Origin of the sequence: Enterococcus sp. AZ062 (assembly GCF_051715065.1) — a bacterium.
Taxonomy (GTDB): Bacteria; Bacillota; Bacilli; order Lactobacillales; family Enterococcaceae; genus Enterococcus_B; species Enterococcus_B mundtii.
Window position 1 is genome coordinate 2,807,942 of the sequence record NZ_JBIOTB010000001.1, and the last position, 16,678, is coordinate 2,824,619.

Annotated in this window: 12 protein-coding genes and 1 pseudogene; 5 read left to right on the forward strand and 8 right to left on the reverse strand. The window is 38.6% G+C overall.

Annotated elements, in window-relative coordinates; all coding sequences use genetic code 11:
- The first annotated feature begins 146 nt into the window (after window positions 1–146).
- A complete protein-coding gene (locus tag IGJ00_RS13115; RefSeq protein ID WP_066025559.1) occupies window positions 147–2,081 on the forward strand; it encodes a BglG family transcription antiterminator in 1,935 nt (644 codons plus the stop codon).
- Between the two features lie 203 nt (window positions 2,082–2,284).
- Here IGJ00_RS13115 and IGJ00_RS13120 read toward each other — a convergent pair.
- From IGJ00_RS13120 to IGJ00_RS13140, 5 genes and pseudogenes are all read right to left on the reverse strand, one after another.
- Window positions 2,285–2,650 (reverse strand): annotated as a pseudogene (locus tag IGJ00_RS13120) (HAD hydrolase family protein); the annotation flags it as partial.
- A gap of 55 nt (window positions 2,651–2,705) precedes the next feature.
- Window positions 2,706–4,436: an ABC transporter permease/substrate binding protein gene (locus IGJ00_RS13125; RefSeq protein ID WP_115358258.1), complete on the reverse strand. Its 1,731-nt coding sequence runs from the start codon at window positions 4,434–4,436 to the stop codon at window positions 2,706–2,708.
- Entirely contained in the window at window positions 4,429–5,622 is a 1,194-nt protein-coding gene (locus IGJ00_RS13130; protein WP_019723090.1) for a quaternary amine ABC transporter ATP-binding protein, read from the reverse strand. The genes IGJ00_RS13125 and IGJ00_RS13130 overlap by 8 nt, the downstream gene beginning before the upstream one ends.
- A 196-nt stretch (window positions 5,623–5,818) precedes the next feature.
- On the reverse strand, window positions 5,819–6,454 hold the full coding sequence (locus tag IGJ00_RS13135) for a GntR family transcriptional regulator (RefSeq protein WP_010734320.1): 636 nt from the start codon (window positions 6,452–6,454) through the stop codon (window positions 5,819–5,821).
- 235 nt (window positions 6,455–6,689) lie between these two features.
- Window positions 6,690–7,508 (reverse strand): GH25 family lysozyme, encoded by an 819-nt coding sequence (locus tag IGJ00_RS13140; protein ID WP_438844524.1) that lies wholly within the window; start codon window positions 7,506–7,508, stop codon window positions 6,690–6,692.
- 647 nt (window positions 7,509–8,155) lie between these two features.
- On the opposite strand from IGJ00_RS13140, the gene nrdH reads away from it, so the two are divergent.
- The 3 genes from nrdH (at window position 8,156) to nrdF (ending at window position 11,737) form a co-directional block, all read left to right on the forward strand.
- Entirely contained in the window at window positions 8,156–8,380 is a 225-nt protein-coding gene (gene nrdH, locus IGJ00_RS13145) for a glutaredoxin-like protein NrdH (RefSeq protein ID WP_010734318.1), read from the forward strand.
- A gap of 181 nt (window positions 8,381–8,561) precedes the next feature.
- Window positions 8,562–10,721, forward strand: coding sequence for a class 1b ribonucleoside-diphosphate reductase subunit alpha (gene nrdE / locus IGJ00_RS13150; protein ID WP_071866432.1), 2,160 nt, complete (start codon window positions 8,562–8,564; stop codon window positions 10,719–10,721).
- A 50-nt stretch (window positions 10,722–10,771) separates the two neighbouring features.
- The gene (gene nrdF, locus IGJ00_RS13155; RefSeq protein ID WP_010734316.1) at window positions 10,772–11,737 is read left to right on the forward strand and encodes a class 1b ribonucleoside-diphosphate reductase subunit beta; all 966 of its coding nucleotides are present in this window, start codon (window positions 10,772–10,774) and stop codon (window positions 11,735–11,737) included.
- 75 nt (window positions 11,738–11,812) lie between these two features.
- On the opposite strand, the gene IGJ00_RS13160 is transcribed toward nrdF, so the two are convergent.
- From IGJ00_RS13160 to IGJ00_RS13170, 3 genes are read right to left on the reverse strand one after another with little or no spacing between them, the layout of a single operon-like run.
- A complete protein-coding gene (locus IGJ00_RS13160) occupies window positions 11,813–12,847 on the reverse strand; it encodes an NAD(P)H-dependent amine dehydrogenase family protein (protein WP_438844525.1) in 1,035 nt (344 codons plus the stop codon).
- Window positions 12,848–12,875: 28 nt separating this feature from the next.
- On the reverse strand, window positions 12,876–13,976 hold the full coding sequence (ald, locus tag IGJ00_RS13165) for an alanine dehydrogenase (RefSeq protein ID WP_086335159.1): 1,101 nt from the start codon (window positions 13,974–13,976) through the stop codon (window positions 12,876–12,878).
- 18 nt (window positions 13,977–13,994) lie between these two features.
- A complete protein-coding gene (locus IGJ00_RS13170; RefSeq protein WP_071866435.1) occupies window positions 13,995–15,335 on the reverse strand; it encodes an aminotransferase class III-fold pyridoxal phosphate-dependent enzyme in 1,341 nt (446 codons plus the stop codon).
- A 286-nt stretch (window positions 15,336–15,621) separates the two neighbouring features.
- Between IGJ00_RS13170 and IGJ00_RS13175 the strand changes: the two genes are divergently transcribed.
- A complete protein-coding gene (locus IGJ00_RS13175) occupies window positions 15,622–16,650 on the forward strand; it encodes an AEC family transporter (RefSeq protein WP_071866436.1) in 1,029 nt (342 codons plus the stop codon).
- The last annotated feature ends 28 nt before the right edge of the window (window positions 16,651–16,678 follow it).

Consider the following 16,678-nt stretch of genomic DNA (forward strand, 5'->3'; position numbering starts at 1 on the left):
CACCAAATTTCCAATTCAAGTGGCAATCATTAGTAAAGCGTTTTCCAAAATGACTGCCAACTCTTCTGGAAATTTTCAGTACTAGTGAAACATTTCATTCTTATTCTTTCTATTGTATGATGAGGAAGAGCACGGAGGTGAAACAATTGTCAAAACTTGCTTATCAACGATTAGATGATCTATTGGAAGTATTAACTAGACAAACGGTGCCGCTACCAATGAAGGAGTTAACGAAAAACTTCTCGATTTCTGAACGAACGGTTCGGACAGACATTGCGAATTTAAATGATTTATTAACAAACGTGGGAGCCTCCATCAAGTTGATTCGAGGGCAAGGCTATTTGTTGTCCATTGGTTCAAAAGAACAATTTCATGACTGGTGGACAGAAAGTATGTCAACCACAGAGTCCTTTCTAACCACTAGTGAAGAACGACAAACCTACCTACTTTTCCTATTATTCAAGAATGAAAACCCTTTATCCCTGGATGATTTTCTCGATCGGTTATTTATTAGTAAAAACACATTTTACTCATACTTAAAAACGGCTCGAGACAATTTAGCCGCCTATCACTTAAAAATAGTAAATCGTCCAAATATTGGCTTTGAAGTCTTGGGTAACGAATTCGCCAAGCGTCAGGCTATCAGTGATCTGTTGATTGAAAAAGATCTACAAGAGTACTTGATCGGTTTTACAGAAATGGAACTTGAGTTGTTTGATACGATCAATCTAGTCCACTTACAAGAATTGGCATTAAATCATCTGGCATCCTTAGACTTGTTAGACTCTGACTACTATCATAAAAACATTCTTTCTCATTTTGCTTTAGCAATCAGCCGCTTTATAGCTGGCCATGAGATCAACGAATTTCCCTTGCACGTGCCTGCGCTCAAAAAAGACGCCCAGAAAGTAGTTGGTCATTTCTTAGAAGAAATCGATCATGCATTTGATATACAATTGACTGCAGGAGAAAAACAATACTTTATTTACTATCTTGCGATGAATGCACCACGTTTAGTTGAAACTGGCGATTCAAACGATTCTTCCACAGAAACTGCTAAAGCTATCGTCGAAGAATTACTAACTGCGATCAAACAGACGTCAAACTATGCATTAGAGACAGATAAGATGCTAATAGAAGATCTGACTTCTCATATAGAAGGTTTTATCAATATGAATCTAATGGATGCACGCCGCAGCAATCCATTACTGGCAACGATCAAAAAATCTTTTCCACAGGCTTATGATTTATGTTTGACCCATTTAGAAACGGTAAGCATGAAACATGGTTTTTATTTTTCTTCTGATGAGATCGGTTATATTGCTTTGCACATCGCAGGTGCTATGGAAAGGAGTTCCATCAGAAATCATCATAAACATCGCGTCATCCTTGTTTGTGGAACCGGTCGAGCCATGAGCCGTATTATTGAAGCGAAAATCATCAAGCACTATCAAGAAACGATCGAAGTCGTTGATCGCTTTTCTTATGTTGAACTACAACAATGTGATCTTTCTGCAATTGATTTTGTAATCACAACCGTTCCATTAGAGCAGTTTTCTGTTCCTTCAATTTATATCAACATGGCACAACTAGACAAGGAAATCAGCAAAATCGAATCGTTCATTGAAACACTAAGCGAAGCAAAAAACGGCATCTATTCATTGTTTCAAGAAGCATTTTTTCTTCATGAAAATCATGCAGATAAAGAGACCCTGTTAGAGAAAATGGCACAGCAATTGTACCAAAAAGATTTTGTGCCAAAAGATTTTTATGACAGTGTGAAGAAACGAGAAGCAATCAATCAGACGAATATCAACGAGTGGTTAGCTATCCCCCATCCCATGACATTGATGGCGAAACGCTCGGTTGTTTCAGTGGCAATCATTCCAGATGGCGTTGATTGGGGAAATGGTGACTTGGTTAGATTTGTCTTTCTCTTTGCGATTCAAAAAAACGAATATGAAGAGACAGAAGAAATCTATAGTCTTTTATTAGAGTTGATGGATCGTGAAGATGTTCAACAAGCAATCTTGCAAAAAAGTGATTATCACCACTTTTTGAGTTGTATGAAACAATTATAGAAAACTGGGATCACTGCTAGTAGCTTTACACGTCTAAATCAATCAGATGACTGGAACAGTGTAAAATTTGGCACAATGATCTTATGAGCTCATGCAGCTGATTTATCACTTGATGGATTCGTTGATTATTTACAGACAAAAAAAGAGTCTTCTGCCAATTAAATGGTTGAAGGTTCTTTCTCTGAAATCAACTCACTGGGTTTTTATGCTTGTAAAGCAATCATTTTTTTGATGGTATGGAGCACCGCATCTTCATCGTTCGACTTTGTCACAAATTGTGCAACTTCTTTGATTTGCTCAAAGGCATTGCTCATCGCAAAGCTGTAAGCGGCACATTCTAATAATTCGACATCATTTAGACCATCGCCAAATACCATGGTTTCTTCTGGTGTGACGTGGAGAATTCTTTGCAATTCTGTCACTGTTGTTCCTTTATGGACATTATGATTTGAGATATCGATCCAAGCGGCTTCTGAAGCAACGATATAGGCTTGTTTTTTAAATTTTTCCAATTGTTTGACATGGTCAAAACAGTTTTTTTGCGGATCAAACACGGTGATTTTAAAAAAAAATGACTTTACCGAAACAGTTTTTGTTTCAGTAAAGTCGATTTTTTTTATTTACTTAGTTTTTCCAACTAGCAACTTTTTCTTGGTTCTTATCAATCCATTCTCTTGCTGCTTGTTGTGGGTCTTTGCCGCTGTTGATTTCCAACATGACTTCTTCCATGTCTTTTTCTGTCCAATTGAATTTGTCCAACACAGCATATGCTTCTGGTTGATCTTCTTTTAAGCCTTGGCGAACGATGGTGTGGATTTCTTCCGCATCTCCCATCGCATTTTTTGGATCTTCTAGATATTTCAAGTCATACTTCGCAAACATCCAGTGTGGCGTCCAACCAGTAAAGACGATTGGTTCTTGATTTTTGATTGCTTGTCCTAATGCAACCGTCATCGCACCTGAAGAAGAGGTCTCAACGGTCCAACCCTCAAGATTTGGATATTCGGCAATCGTATTTTCTGCAGCATTCACCACACCTGCACCAGGTTCGATACCGGTGATTTTTTTGCCTGCTTCATCGGTTAGATCCGCGATCGAGTTAACATCCATGTATGCTGGAACAGCTAATCCGACTTTGGCACCTTTCAAGTTTGCACCTAGATCATCGACTTGATCTTTGTATTGTTCATATTGAGAACCATGAGTCTTAGGTAACCAAGCAGCCACCATTCCATCTGATTCTCCTTTTGCAACAGATTCCCACATGATCGAATTATCAAGAGGCGTCACTTTCACATCATAGCCCATCTCTTTTAAGACTTCTGCTACGACATTCGTTGAAGCAACTTCTGTATCCCATTCCACATAAGAAAGATTGATCGTGTTTGTTTCTTTTGTTGAAGAACTAAAACTTCCAACACCGATCGCACCTAATAAAACGACGACTACTGCACCAATGATCACTCCTTGGCGCTTTTTATTTTTTTGTTTCGCAGTACCTGCTGCTTTTTGATCATTTGGTTGATTCAAGTGTTGCGTAAAACGGTCAATGATAATGGCTAAGATCACTAATGCTACCCCATTGACAAAACCGTTTCCGACTTGTGCACGTTGTAAAGCAGAAAGGACACCACGACCTAAACCAGGCGCTCCGATCATTGAAGCAATCACGACCATTGAAAGAGAAAGCATAGTTGTCTGATTGATCCCTGCCATGATCGTTCCTTTTGCTAGTGGTAATTCAAGTTTCACTAGTTTTTGCCAACTCGTACTACCAAATGAATCAGAAGCTTCTACTAACTCTTTCGGTACTTGGCGAATACCTAGGTTCGTAAATCGAACAGTTGGTGGTAAGGCAAAAATCACTGAGGCAAACACCCCTGGAACCATTCCGATTCCGAAAAAGGCAACCGCTGGAATCAAATAAACAAAACCAGGCATTGTTTGCATAAAGTCAAGGATTGGTTTAATGATTCCTTGCGCTTTATCATTTTTCGCCATGAGAATACCAAGAGGTACACCAATGATGATCGAGATCACACTAGATAGTAAAACCAATGTGACAGTATTCATCAAATCTGTCCATAACCCTTGATTATAAATGAACCATAAGCCAATCAACGTAAATAATGTCAATCCGGGACGTTTTTTTGAAATAAAGAACGCTGCAACTGCCATTAAAAGAATAAATAGTGGTGCTGGTATCACTAATAAAAGATTCGTGATAGCTGTCATCACTGCTTGACCAATCGTTTGAAGGAATGAGAACAGTCCTGCGAACGTTGTTGTCAACCAATCAGTGATCGTTTCGACCCAGTCAGCGACGGGGACTTGATAGTTCAATAGATTATTCATGTTCGCTCACCTCACTTGTTGCTGCTAATGCTTCGATTACGCTACCTCGGATAATAACGCCTTTTAATTTCCCATTATCAACCACGGCTAATGGAGTCGGCGAATCATAAATAATATTGAAGATATCACTAACTAGCATATCTTTACCGATCACGGTAACATTTTCATCAAGGAAATCGATCAATGGACGTTTTTGACGTCTTGCTTCTAATGCTTGATCTGCTGTAATGATCCCTTTTAAGTTACGTTTTCTATCAACAGCCATCAACATGCTGACTTCTTCATTACGCATACGTGTCAATGCAACGTTTGGACCATCTGATTCAATGTTTGTTGTTAGTGCAGGAACCATGATGTTTTGCGCCGTCAAGACTTTCGAGCGATCGACTTCTTCCACGAATTCTCTCACATAATCATTGGCTGGATTGGTCAATATTTCTTCCCCAGTACCGATTTGCATGATTTCTCCGTCTTTCATCAACGCAATGCGATCCCCGATACGCAAGGCCTCATTTAAATCATGTGTGATGAAGATGATCGTTTTTTGCACATTGGATTGTAGTTCCAATAATTCATCTTGCATTTCACGACGAATCAATGGATCAAGCGCTGAGAAAGCTTCATCCATCAATAGGATCTCTGGATCATTTGCCAATGCTCGGGCTAACCCTACACGTTGTTGCATCCCACCAGATAATTGACTAGGATATTGATCTTTAAAGGATAACAAGCTTGAGTTCTCTAACGCTTTTTCTGCTTTTGCTTGACGTTCTTCTTTAGGAACACCGCGAACTTCAAGTCCGTATTCTGTATTTTCTAAAATCGTACGATGCGGGAAGAGACCAAAGTTTTGGAACACCATGTTGATTTTGTGACGACGAACTTCACGAAGTTCTTCTTTGCTAAGTGTTGAGATGTCTTCTCCATCAATCAAGATATTGCCAGATGTTGGTTCAATCAAACGATTTAACAGACGGATCAAGGTTGATTTCCCACTCCCCGAAAGTCCCATGATCACGAAGATCTCACCTTCTTGTACATCAAAACTCGCTTCATATACACCGACAGTTGCGCCGGTTTTTTGTAAAATCTCTGTTTTCGATTGGTGCTTTTTCATCATTTCCAAAGCAGTTTGTGTTCGTTTACCAAATATTTTCGTTAAGTTTTTGACTTCTACTTTTACCAAACAAATTCTCCTTTGTATGTAAATTCATTTTTCTTTCTGAAAAAAGTGACCACACTACGATAACACCATGTAGTCACTTTGTCAAAATTCAAGTATCTGTATTCTTAGGGAAACTACACAAAAAATTGGCCAATCCCTTATCAGTATAGGGATTGACCAAAATTAGAATTAAATGAGATTTTTCTTATCCGCTCGTTCACTGCCCATCTGGATAAAAAAAGTTCGTCATTCGTTGCAGCGTATACTCGTTCCCAATGAAGTGGACGGTATCGCCCGCTGAGAATTTAGCATATGGGCCAGGAGAGACCAACAGCTCTTGATCGTGGGAAATAGCAATCACTGTTGCACCAGTTGCTTGCCAGATATTCAATTCGCTGATGGATTGGTTTAAGTGAGCCGCTTCCTCTGTCAAAGCAAGTTCAAAAGGCAGAAGTGGGTTCATCTTATGTATTCGTTTCGTTTGACTAACAAGTTGGTCCAATAGTTGCGAAAAATGATTCAACTCTTCTTGTTGTTTTTTCACGCTTTCCATGATTTCTGCTTTTGTTTCTTGGATCGATTGCACATCTTGGTATTGTAAAAGGAAATCCTTTGCTTTTTCTTTAGATGCTACAAACGCACCACTGCCATGACGGACTTCCATGATCCCCAGATCGACCAAAACATTGATTGCTTTACGAGTCGTCTCTGGAGAAGCGTTATATGTGCTTGCTAAAGTGGATCTTGCATGGATCTTCTCGCCGATTTGATAACGATTTTCTACGATTCGTTCAGCCAAGTCAACGGCGATCTGTTGATAACGTGGGCGAACCAGTTTGGTTTTTTCACTCATTTTATTCTTCCTCTTTCATCTACTTGTCAGCTAACATCTTACTATGGACGCTTCAAAGAAGCAAAAGTAAACTGGTTTTATTTTTTCTTCTATACAAGAAATCCGGTAGTTGTCAGTTGATTTTTCCAAACTAAACAGTTCGTATCACACACTTTGAGAATAAAGCGACAACCACGAAAATCAAAAAATTTTCGTGGTTGTCTTTTTGTTTCTTACGCTAAAAAACAAACTTCATTTAACTTGTAAATTTTTTCAAATAGTCAGTACTTACATCAAAATGACGGGCAGGAAATTCTGGGAAATACAGATCACTTGCCCACTGCCATGCTGCTGTATCTGTATGCAAAGGATTTTTATCAGAAGGATCATACGGCCACTGTGCAACCCAACAATTTTCTTTTCCTAGACGTGTCATATCTAGCTTGTTTTCGGTAAACCAAGAAGCACTCGAATAGTGGATGACGTTTTGATAGCCTCCCTGTTGGATCTCTTTTTGGAAAATCAACGCATTATCTGTCACTTTGTCCAAGTTCATCTTTGGATTTTCACTATCGTTGACAACCACAGTTGATGATGGCAGGTTCAACTCTTTCATATAATCCAATAAAAACTGGGCTTCCCCTTTTGTATCAGCTTCTTCATTGAACCACGCATAATGATAGACACTTACTTTTAGACCTGCTGCAACGGCTGAAGCAATCTGTTCAGGAGCAAGCGGATTTTTATACGAGTATCCTTCAGTCAATTTCACGACTACACCCTTAATGCCATAGTTTTTCATCGTTTGAAACTCTTCACTCGATATCTTGCCATTATTAGAAGATATGTCAATAAAATCTTTAGCTGGTCTTCCTGATTCGGCAGCGGAGATTCCTGAATCGTCTGTCAGACTTCGAGTGAGTGACTCTGAGAATTGGCTGCTGCTACCTAACTCATGTTGATTTTTTTCAGTAATCATAGGCTTGATTGGAATCGAAGTTGCCTGTGCTGTTCCTCCAACGTAAACTAGTAAAGTAAAACAAATAACACCTACCCATTTGATCATTGTACGCATCTTGGATCGCTTCCTTTTATTGAATTTTCAAAGCATCAACAAGACGTCCTGTTGGCTCCATTTAACCAAAAATCAAGAAATAAAAAAACAGATAACATGACAATTAACTAATTTTTAAACATAACATTGTTATTAAAAAATAAAAATATTGTTAGTTCAATTTTTACAATATTTATCATCTTACTACTATATATAGTAAGTACTCTTTTGACTTTTGCTATTTTGATTCGAGTTTCTCTTTTCGATGATCCCTAGACTCTTCATGATCATTTTTCATTTTGTGAAAAAATTTCTATCTCTAAAATGTATAAATACCTTTTTCTTCTGGTTTTGATCTACAATTATTTCTCTTCTTCTTTCCATCTTTTTGCATACCTTTTTCGTTTGTGATTTTTCGATCGAACATTCATTTATTGGCAAGCAAAGGTTAAAAAAATATTTTTTAACGGAGTTTTCCACAAGCATTTCTGTATTAATACAAGCGAATCTGCACGAGATACTTGTTTTCATTGTTTTTCAAAAACCACAAAACATAGTATTCCACAATTTCCACAACACAAGATGTAGTGTTTGTTGATTGACTTTTTTACTAATAGATTTATACTATTGATTATAGAGAAAACACATGGGCAAGGAGGCAAATAATAATGAACGTAAAAATCTTTTCAAAAAATAATTGTATGCAATGTAAAATGGTGAAACGCTTTTTAGCTGAAAATAAAATCGACTTTGAAGAAGTAAATATCGATGAACAACCTGAAGCAATCTCATGGTTAAAAGACCAAGGATTCCAAAGTGTTCCGGTCATCACTTCTGACGCAGCGACTGTCATTGGTTTTAGACCAGATCAACTACGTCACTTAGCTAGCTAAGAATCATTCAAACAGTTGTCAAATAGATCGAGGATTTACTTGATCCTCTGCCACCATGGATTTGATGGACTTACGGATATTCTCCGTAACCTCCCCAAATCCTTTTTTACAGCAATGAACACCACTATATCTTGTGGTCAAACACGTATCATCAAAATCAAAAAGAAGGTTGGGCGTATGTATGAGTCTTAAAAATCTAAAAGATGTCAGCTACTTTAAGCTGAATAATGAAATCAATCGACCAGTCAACGGGCAAATCCCTTTAAATAAAGATAAAGAAGCTTTAGCTGCTTTTTTTGAAGAAAATGTCAAACCAAATACGATGATGTTTCCAACAGTGATCGACAAAATCCAGTATTTGATCGATAACCAATATTTAGAAGCAGAGTTCATTCAATTATATAGTAGTGAATTTATTGAAAAACTTTATCAATTCCTATTCGAACAAAACTTTACATTTAAATCATTCATGGCAGCCTATAAGTTCTACTCTCAATATGCATTAAAAACAAATGATGGTTCTGCCTACTTGGAATCTTATGAAGATCGTGTCGCATTCAATGCGTTGTACTTTGCGAATGGCGACGAAGAACTAGCCTTAGCTTTAGCTGATGAAATGATCCACCAACGTTATCAACCAGCAACCCCTTCATTTTTGAATGCTGGACGTAAACGTCGCGGTGAACTTGTTTCTTGTTTCTTGACTCAAGTAACGGATGATATGAATTCGATCGGTCGTTCGATCAACTCTGCCTTACAACTTTCACGAATCGGTGGCGGTGTTGGGATCACTCTTTCTAACCTACGTGAAGCCGGAGCGCCGATCAAAGGATACGAAGGTGCAGCTAGCGGTGTTGTTCCAGTAATGAAATTGTTTGAAGATAGCTTTAGTTATTCGAACCAATTAGGACAACGTCAAGGTGCGGGTGTCGTTTATTTAAACGTCTTCCACCCAGACATCATGATGTTCCTTTCAGCAAAAAAAGAAAATGCAGATGAAAAGATTCGCGTGAAGACTTTATCACTTGGTGTGATCGTCCCAGATAAATTCTATGAATTAGCACGTAAAAATCAAGAAATGTATCTATTCAGTCCTTATAGTGTGGAAAAAGAATATGGTGTGCCATTTTCTTACGTAGATATCACTGCGGAATATGACAACTTGGTAGCAAATCCAAATATCCGTAAACAAAAAATCAAAGCCCGTGATTTAGAAAACGAGATCTCTAAATTACAACAAGAGTCTGGTTATCCGTATATCATCAATATTGATACAGCAAATCGTGAAAATCCTGTAGACGGTAAAATCATCATGAGTAACTTATGTTCTGAGATTTTACAAGTACAGACACCTTCTGTCATCAATGGCAAGCAAGAATATGAAGAGTTAGGGACAGACATCTCATGTAACTTAGGTTCTACAAATATCGTCAATTTGATGGATAGCCCTGACTTTGGTCGCTCTGTCCGCACGATGACTCGTGCATTGACGTATATCACAGATGCTTCAGATATTGACGTGGTTCCACCGATCCAAAACGGGAACAAATTGAACCATACGATCGGACTTGGTGCTATGGGACTTCATACTTATTTTGCCAAAGAGCAAATGGAATATGGTTCCGAAGAATCAATTGATTTTACCAATGTTTATTTCATGTTGTTGAATTACTGGACACTTGTTGAAAGTAACAATATCGCACGTGAGAGAAAACAAGTCTTCCATAATTTTGAAAAATCAGCTTATGCAGATGGCACTTATTTTGATAAATATGTCACTGGCGAATTCCAACCAAAATCTGAACGAGTTGCTGCTTTGTTTGATGGTATCTTTATTCCGACTGCCCAAGACTGGGAAAACTTGAAGCAAGCAATCATGAAAGATGGTTTGTACCACCAAAATCGTTTAGCTGTAGCACCTAATGGTTCTATTTCTTATATCAACGATACGAGTGCAAGTATCCATCCGATCACTCGTATGATCGAAGAACGCCAAGAAAAGAAAATTGGGAAAATCTATTACCCAGCGCCTTATTTATCAAATGAAACAATCCCGTATTACACTTCTGCTTATGATATGGATATGCGTAAAGTGATCGATATTTATGCCACAGCACAAAAACATGTGGATCAAGGAATGAGTATGACGTTGTTTATGCGTTCAGAAATCCCAGAAGGTTTGTACGAATGGAAAGAAACGACAAAACAATCCACACGTGATCTAAATATTCTAAGACACTATGCTTTCCACAAAGGAATCAAATCGATTTATTATGTACGTACGTTTACAGACGATGCAGAAGAAATCGGCAGCAACCAATGTGAAAGCTGTGTGATCTAATTTCACTTAGTGATAGAACCGTTACTGGATTTTAATAAAGGAGCATTCTCATGTCAGAAACTTATTATGCAGCGATAAACTGGAATGAAATTGAAGATATCATTGATAAATCGACTTGGGAGAAATTAACTGAGCAATTTTGGTTAGACACACGTATCCCTTTGTCAAATGATTTAGACGACTGGCGTACGCTTTCCCAATTAGAAAAAGATACAGTTGGTCACGTATTTGGTGGATTGACTTTACTTGATACTGTCCAATCAGAAAGCGGGATGGATCAATTACGTAAAGATGTCCGCACGCCCCATGAAGAAGCGGTATTGAACAATATCCAATTCATGGAGTCTGTCCATGCGAAAAGTTACTCTTCGATTTTCAGTACATTGAATACGAAAAAAGAAATCGAAGAAATCTTTGAATGGACGAATACCAATCCTTATTTACAGAAAAAAGCTGAGCGTATCAATGAGATCTACAAAAACGGTACGCCGTTAGAGAAAAAAATTGCGAGTGTCTTTTTAGAAACCTTCTTATTTTACTCAGGATTCTATACACCACTTTATTATTTAGGAAATAATAAATTAGCCAACGTGGCAGAGATCATCAAGTTGATCATCCGTGACGAATCTGTCCACGGCACGTATATTGGCTATAAATTCCAACTAGGTTACAACGAATTACCTGAAGAAGAACAAGAAACTTTGAAAGATTGGATGTATAATTTGTTATATGAATTATACGAAAACGAAGAGCGCTACACAGAAGAATTATATGATCCAATCGGTTGGACGGAAGAAGTCAAAACATTCTTGCGCTACAATGCAAATAAAGCATTGATGAATCTAGGAATGGACCCACTATTCCCTGATACAGCAAACGATGTCAACCCAATCGTGATGAATGGGATCTCTACTGGTACAAGTAACCACGATTTCTTCTCCCAAGTGGGAAACGGCTACCTATTAGGTAACGTGGAAGCGATGAAAGATGAAGATTACTTGATTGGTTTAGACTAAACGAAAAAGAGCTTGGATATTGCATCCTCGCTCTTTTTTTGTTTCTCTTTATCCAACTGACCACCTTAGTTCTACCTATTTTTTATCTAAATAAAGATGTGCTGGATACGTCATATATTCGACAGGTTGCAATTGATCGATCGTGACATAGCCTACGTTGGAATTGATCACCGTCGGTATCCGGTTGATCAACGTAGCGCACGTATGCTTTGGTGTATCTGGCTTGGTCACTTCAAATTGCATACTTGGCGTTCCTTCGATCGACCAAGTACATAAATCGCCTTCACCTGTTTGATAGACTTTCCCAGTACAACCGACTTCTACCACTGGACCTTGTACCGTTTCAATCGTTGCAACGGCAGACATGCCAATCGCTTCACCTGCTTTGATCGTCCGTTCCATTGTTTTCGATGGAATATCTTTATCTAGAACGATTGGAACGTTTTTTTGAGCAATGCGTTTGATCGACCAATTCATTTTGGCACAGATCGCTTCTGCGGTCATCCAAGAATAGGAAGGCAAATCGGTTGCATTGGCAATTTCTTTGTCAAATCTTTCTTGATCATAACCCACACCATGCGCTTCCGCTAACGCTTTTCCATAGTGTTCGACATCATAACTAACTTCCCCACTGATTTTTTGTACATCATTCACGCCAGCAGCCAGCAGCGTTGGAAACAACACCCAGTAAATATCTTGCATCCCTGTTCCTGAAATCGTCACGTTGTTGGCTTTTGCGATTTTATCTAAACGATTGGTTTCTGCAACCGAAGTCGTCCAAGGATACAAAGCTTCTTCACCGATCGTTAAAACATTGACTCCATAGGTCAAGGGTATCTCTAAACTCGGCATGAAATCTTTGATATAACTAGCAATCGTGACTAACGCCACATCGGCATCACAGTTTTGAAATACTTCATGAGGATCGCTGGAGATTTTAATACCTAAGGCTTGTTCATAGCCTAAATATAAGCCTAGATCTTGACCGATTGCCTCTGGACGATTGTCTACAGCTCCAACGATTTCAATATCTTTTGCCAAGGCATATTTGATAATCTCCTGCGACATTTTTCCACAGCCGACTTGGACCATACGAATTTTTTTAGTCATTGTATTTCCCTCACTTTTTAGAAAATTTCTAAACGAGCTCACGAATATCGTCAACAGTTCGCTCAAAGACTTCCCCCACTTCAGGACAGGTCAGTTTTCCTTTATAGGTACTGATTCCTGGTAGGATCTCTGGATACGTTTGGATGACTTCTGTCAGTGATTGGGAGGCTAAGCCCTTAATATATCTCATCGTGACATTCGTTAAAGCTAACGTAGACGTTTGAGGAACTAATCCTGGCATATTCGCAACCGAGTAGTGGATCACTCCATGTTTAACGAAAGTCGGTTCTTCATGGGTGGTTGGCTGGCTCGTTTCAAAACAGCCCCCTTGGTCAATCGCAATATCCACCAAGATCGTTCCTTCTTTCATTTGCTTCACTAATTCTTCTGTGATAAGATGTGGGGCTTTTTTACCTGGTAATAAGACTGAACCAATCACGATATCACTAGTCAATGCCATTTTCTCAATATTCGCTGGGCTTGAGTAGAGCGTTTTTACTTGTCCATTGAACATCTCTGACAATTCACGTAAGCGGTCGACATTGATATCTAAGATCGTCACATCTGCCCCTAATCCGTGCAAGTAATGCGCGGCACTCACTCCGGCGATCCCACCACCTAAAATAGTTGCCTGAACTGGTAAAACACCGGTTACACCTGAAATCAATTTTCCACTTTGCTTCGCTAAAATCTCCGCACCCAATAGACCGCCTAAACGGCCAGCGACTTCACTCATTGGTGCGAGTAATGGAAATGCTCCGTTTTTCGTAACCATTTCATAGGCAATTGCGGTTGTCCCAGACTTGATCAACGCTTCGGTCAATTCAAGATTTGCGGCTAGATGCAAGTACGTAAATAAAATCAAGTCTTTTCTAAAGTATTGATATTCTGATGCTAGTGGTTCTTTGACTTTCACGACGATTTCTGCCGACCAGACTGTCTCTGGATCAGCTTTGATTTGAGCGCCAGCTTCACGGTATTGACTATCTGTAAAGCCTGACCCTTCCCCTGCACGTTCTTCCACATAAACGGTATGACCAGCTGTAACTAACTCTTTGACTCCTGCAGGTGTCACGCCTACACGTTTCTCTGAATTTTTGATTTCTTTTGGTACACCAATGATTGTCATATTATATCCTCCTTTGAATTATTGTTGCTTTTGCCACTCCTCAAAGCCCATATGAATCGCATCGAATAGTTGATCTGCGTTTTCCTTTGAAAAGGTCAACGATGGTGAAATGATAATCGTTTGTAATTCATCACGGAGCAAGACGCCTGCATTGATGGCATAATCAGCAACTGCTTGCACATTTTTTGCTGTTTGTTCCACATCATATTTCCCTGTATTCTCAAAATCGATAGCGATCATCAAGCCTTTTCCACGAACATCACTAATGCAGTCATATTTTCCTTCAATACCTTTTAGACGTTCCAATAAATATGCACCGACTTCACGAGCATTTTCAACTAAGTTTTCTTCTTCCACAATACGTAAAGCTTCTAATGCTGCCACACAGCCGAGCGGGTGTCCACCGTAAGTATGCCCATGGATAATGACATTAGCTCCATTGGTCGCTGATTCGATGCCTTCAACAATGCGTTTGTTAAAAACAGTTGCCCCTAGTGGAACATACCCAGAAGATAATCCTTTTGCTAGAACCATGGCATCTGGTTTGATGCCCCAGCCACGACTACCAAAAAGATATCCTGAACGGCCAAAACCTGTCACAACTTCATCTGCAATCAATAAAATATCATAAGTATCACAAACTTCCCTTAAAGCTGGCCAATAAGAAGTTGGTGGAACGATGATACCGCCAGCACCTTGGATCGGCTCAGCAATAAATGCAGCAATATGATCTGCGCCAATCTGTTCAATCGTTTCAACTAGTTCAGCGATACAGAGTTTTGTCAATTCTTCTGGATCTTGGCAATTCCATTTATTTTTCTTCAAATGTGGAGAAGAAACACGTACACAATCTTGTAAACCTGGACCAATAAATTCCCGATAGATGGGGTTACCACCTATCGACGTTCCACCATAATGCATCCCATGATAGGCTTTTTCCAATGACAGAAATACTTTCTTTGTCGGTTTACCTACTGCTTGCCAGTATTGTCTTGTTATTTTCAAAGCAGTATCTACTGAATCACTTCCTCCAGAAGTAAAGAATACTTTCGCCATCTCTTCTTCTTGCGTCATTTGAATGATTTTTTCTGCCAAGTCATATGCCTTGGGATGGGCAATATTCGTAAACAATTGATAGTAAGATAATTTTTCCATTTGATCAGCAATTGCTCGGTTCATTTCAGGGCGATTATGACCAACGTTCATACACCATAATCCACCGACACCATCGAGTAATTTTCTCCCTGTATCATCATAGATAAAATTCCCATCTCCACGTTCGATAACGATCGTTTCTTCTTCACTTGCTCGGGTATCCGTCATCGGATGCCAAAAATACTTTTTCTTGCGATTGTTCATATTATTCTCTCCTTTATCTGCTTTCCTGTTTACATGTTAAGACTAAAGGGTAGAACTACTCTAAGGTCAATCTTTTTTTATTATTTTAATAAAATCGCTTACATTGAAAAAAGTAAAAAATCACTTATATAGAAGAAAAAATACTTTTGTAATTTTATTTGTAAAGCATATTGACCTTAGAACGATTCTAACCTCTAGGATGTGATTGAGGAGGATTGGTAAACATGCACAGCTGATTCAAATAAACAAATTAAAACATTCACAAGAATTGAGGAGGAAAATTTAAATGTCACTATCAGAAACATTGAGCAATGTCATCAACATGGAAATTATCAGTGCGATCACTTCCACACTGTTTATTATATTATTAGGTTACTTTTTAAGAAAGCACGAGATTTTCTCATCAGATGTCGGAAAGACATTGTCTAAGGTCGTCTTAACTGTCGCAATTCCTGCATTAGCTTTTAATTCGTTTATGCAGGACTTGAATGATGAAGTATTGAATCAAGGAATCAACATTTTGATTCTTGGGATATTGGTCCACGTTTTCTTGATTTTTCTAAGTAAATTCTTCTTTTTTAGATATGCACCAAATAAAGAAGACACATTGCGTGTACTCTCTATTTTCGGGTCAACAACATTTTTCGGTATTCCTGTTGTCGGTGCAGTCTTTGGCGCAGAAGGGATTTTGTACGCATCGATTTTTAACATTGGTTATCGTATCTTTTTATACTCTTATGCTTATTTAAAAATGAGTGGATTGAAAATGGCACGCAAGAATATTAAAGAAATGATCTTGAACCCAATCGTATTGGCAACTTTTATCGGATTATTTATTTGGCTCTTCCAAGATAGCTTACCTCAAATTGCTCAGTCTAGTTCTGAATCTGTTGCTTTTTTAAGAATCGATCAGACGTTGCCATGGCTATTTAAACCTTTGACGTTCCTCTCTAGTTTAGCCTCCCCACTCGCTTGGTTGGCAATCGGGATCACATTAGGCGATCTGCCATTCGGTAAAACCCTCAGCAGTCACACCTCTTGGTACTATTCATTCATCAAAGTCATTGTCTTCCCACTTGTGATTTTACTTTCAATTTTACTGTTGAACGCAATGAATATTTTACCAGTGAACGCAGTTGGTCTAAGTACGATAATCATTATGATGGCTACTCCGGCTGCAACAGTTGCGGTTGCTTATGCCATCAACTTTGAAAAAGAAGCAGTACTTGCCTCTAACGCCTCTTTGCTTTCTACACTCTTCTCGATCGTGTTGATCCCTATCTGGATCATCGTCTTAAACTTGCTTGGAAATTAAAGCGCATTATATAATTAATTAACGAAAG

What these genes read in the sequence shown, in the direction of transcription:
- IGJ00_RS13125 (WP_115358258.1), bottom strand. Translation starts at nt 4,436, where the DNA reads ATGAATAATCTATTGAACTATCAAGTCCCCGTCGCTGACTGGGTCGAA.
- IGJ00_RS13135 (WP_010734320.1), bottom strand. Translation starts at nt 6,454, where the DNA reads ATGAGTGAAAAAACCAAACTGGTTCGCCCACGTTATCAACAGATCGCC.
- IGJ00_RS13140 (WP_438844524.1), bottom strand. Translation starts at nt 7,508, where the DNA reads ATGCGTACAATGATCAAATGGGTAGGTGTTATTTGTTTTACTTTACTA.
- nrdH (WP_010734318.1), top strand. Translation starts at nt 8,156, where the DNA reads ATGAACGTAAAAATCTTTTCAAAAAATAATTGTATGCAATGTAAAATG.
- nrdE (WP_071866432.1), top strand. Translation starts at nt 8,562, where the DNA reads ATGAGTCTTAAAAATCTAAAAGATGTCAGCTACTTTAAGCTGAATAAT.
- nrdF (WP_010734316.1), top strand. Translation starts at nt 10,772, where the DNA reads ATGTCAGAAACTTATTATGCAGCGATAAACTGGAATGAAATTGAAGAT.
- IGJ00_RS13160 (WP_438844525.1), bottom strand. Translation starts at nt 12,847, where the DNA reads ATGACTAAAAAAATTCGTATGGTCCAAGTCGGCTGTGGAAAAATGTCG.
- ald (WP_086335159.1), bottom strand. Translation starts at nt 13,976, where the DNA reads ATGACAATCATTGGTGTACCAAAAGAAATCAAAAATTCAGAGAAACGT.
- IGJ00_RS13170 (WP_071866435.1), bottom strand. Translation starts at nt 15,335, where the DNA reads ATGAACAATCGCAAGAAAAAGTATTTTTGGCATCCGATGACGGATACC.
- IGJ00_RS13175 (WP_071866436.1), top strand. Translation starts at nt 15,622, where the DNA reads ATGTCACTATCAGAAACATTGAGCAATGTCATCAACATGGAAATTATC.